The 2267-nt window shown below is 62.4% G+C and carries 3 protein-coding genes and 1 pseudogene; 2 read left to right on the top strand and 2 right to left on the bottom strand.

Annotated features, from left to right (window positions below; all coding sequences use genetic code 11):
• On the top strand, positions 1-237 hold a 237-nt coding region (locus tag ACRDUX_RS03485), incomplete at its 5' end, for a cupin domain-containing protein (RefSeq protein WP_526411057.1).
• A gap of 190 nt (positions 238-427) precedes the next feature.
• Here ACRDUX_RS03485 and cynS read toward each other — a convergent pair.
• Positions 428-845: pseudogene (cynS, locus tag ACRDUX_RS03480) on the bottom strand (cyanase).
• Between cynS and ACRDUX_RS03475 the strand changes: the two are divergent.
• Positions 741-968 (top strand): hypothetical protein, encoded by a 228-nt coding sequence (locus ACRDUX_RS03475; protein WP_526411059.1) that lies wholly within the window; start codon positions 741-743, stop codon positions 966-968. The pseudogene cynS and the gene ACRDUX_RS03475 sit on opposite strands and share 105 nt — an antisense overlap.
• An 11-nt stretch (positions 969-979) precedes the next feature.
• On the opposite strand, the gene ACRDUX_RS03470 is transcribed toward ACRDUX_RS03475, so the two are convergent.
• A complete protein-coding gene (locus ACRDUX_RS03470; protein ID WP_526411055.1) occupies positions 980-2140 on the bottom strand; it encodes an NAD-dependent formate dehydrogenase in 1161 nt (386 codons plus the stop codon).
• Positions 2141-2267: the final 127 nt, after the last annotated feature.

The raw sequence follows: 2267 nt of genomic DNA, 5'->3' as shown, positions 1-2267 counted from the left end.
CCGCTCATCTTCACCTTTCAACCCGGTTGTGGCAGCGACGGCGCGATCTCCCACGAAGGCGAGGAATTTCTCATCATCATGTCGGGTAGGCTTCATTTGCAACTCGACGGCCATGACGATTACGAATTGGGGCCGGGCGACTCGATGGCCTACCGTAGCGATCGCGCCCACGCCTGGGTCAATCCAGACGACGTTCCGACGATCGTGTTGTGGATCAATACGCCTCGGACCTTCTGACGCCCAGTTGCCCATCCCCGTTTCGTTCACCGCCGCTCGATCGCATGTCGGCTGCGTCCGAGCGGCGAGTCACCGTTGAACACCTGGCGCGACCTTGCGCCGACCGTCCGCGGTCCAACTTGTGCACCGTCACCGGTGACGGACCAAGCCTGGGCTCGGCGATGGACGATTGATGCTCGGAGTTCCGTGGTCACCACTGGTAGGGCAAGAGCTTCCTATCGAAAGTGACCACGATCCGGTCGCCCGTGGGATCGTCGCGCTTGGTGGCCGACAAGGAGAAGTTGATGGCACTCATGATGCCGACGCCGAACTCCTTGTGAAACAATTCCTTGAGTGCTTGTCCGTAGACGCCGAGCGCTTCGTGGAACCGGTACACGGTGGGATCGGACACCAACCCCGGATCGGCAACGCGGTACGGTTGGCGCTGCAGTGCTGAGGTCACGTCCTCGTCGTTCAGACCCACCGCCTCCTCGATTTTCTTCGCGCAGTTCCGCCGTGAGCGGGTGTTGGCCGAGGACCGCGGCGACGGTCCACACGAGGGGCCGCTCGATCGCATCGGCGAGTTGTCGCCACGTCAGGCCCGGTGTGCGGCGCGCATCGTCGACGATGCGGCCGGCTTCGACTTTATCGAGCGAACGTGCGGACAATGGACTCTCGGCTCCTCTGTGGCGTCGGAAGTGCAGAACACGCGAAATATGTGTGGCGACAACGCCATTGGCGTGAAGACGTGAAAACGACGGTGCTACGCCGTGGACGTGTACGAATGTGCGCCGGTGCCGGCCAGTGTCCCGCCCTCGACGATGAGATACTCCTCACGGATCGGCGTGCCTGCGAAGTAGCTTTCCAGGATCTCGCGGGTACCGGCCGCATAGCGGGTCTGCGCCGACAACGACGAACCCGAGATGTGGGGTGTCATCCCATGGTGGGGCATCGTCCGCCACGAATGGTCCGACGGCGCCGGTTGCGGGTACCAAACGTCACCGGCGCATCCGCCGAGTTGACCGCTCTGCAACGCGCGAACAATAGCGTCACGGTCGCATATCAGTGCCCTGGCGGTATTGATGAGGTACGCGCCGCGCTTCATCGCGGTGATCAAGTCGTCGTCGAACAGGCCGCGCGTCTCCGGGTGAAGCGGGGCGTTGACCGTGACGACGTCGAGGTGGGGAAGCATCTCTGGTACCGACGGGTGATATGTGAGGCCCAGTTCGGCTTCGACCTCGGCTGGCAGCCGATGCTTGTCGAAGTAATGCAGGCCGACGTCGAACGGTGCCAATCGACGCAACACCGCAAGACCGATGCGGCCAGCCGCGATCGTGCCGACTTGCGTGCCCTCCAGATCGTAGGACCGTTTCACGCAGTCGGCGATGTTCCAGCCGCCGTCGCGAACCCATTGATGCGACGGTAGGTAGTTGCGCACCTGGGCCAAGATCATCATCACCACGTGTTCTGCGACGCTGATGCTGTTGCAGAACGTCACCTCTGCGACGGTGATACCCGCCTCGATGGCCGCGTCGAGATCGACGTGATCCGAACCGATTCCAGCGGTAAGCGCCAACTTCAACTTGGGTGCGCGGGCTATGCGTTCCGCCGTCAAGTAAGCCGGCCAGAAGGGTTGCGAGATGACGACCTCGGCATCGGCGAGATGCCTATCGAACTCCGAGTCCGCGCCGTCCTTGTCCGACGTGACGACTAGTTCGTGGCCCTGACTCTCAAGGTAGGTGCGAAGTCCCAGCTCTCCGGTCACACTCCCCAGCAGTGAACCCGGTGCGAAGTCGATGGCCGCCGGCGCCGGGAGTGACTGGCCGTCGGGATACCGACTCAGCAGAGGGAGGTCGTCGCGCGCATACGCTTTCGGGTAGCCGTCGACAGGATCGGGGTATAGCACACAGACGATCTTGGACACTGAGATCGACGGTCCTTTCGTGCTCGATTGGAAGCGCGTGCTCACGGCTCCGATGGGTGCAGCCTCACGGCGTCTTCATGTATCGGAATCACATTGCGCACGAGAGTATTCGGAGTGAATTCGGCAG

This window comes from Mycobacterium sp., assembly GCF_050701675.1.
Lineage (GTDB): Bacteria > Actinomycetota > Actinomycetes > Mycobacteriales > Mycobacteriaceae > Mycobacterium.
Note: the sequence above shows the minus strand (reverse complement) of the source record. Positions and strands in the feature narration are given on the sequence as shown.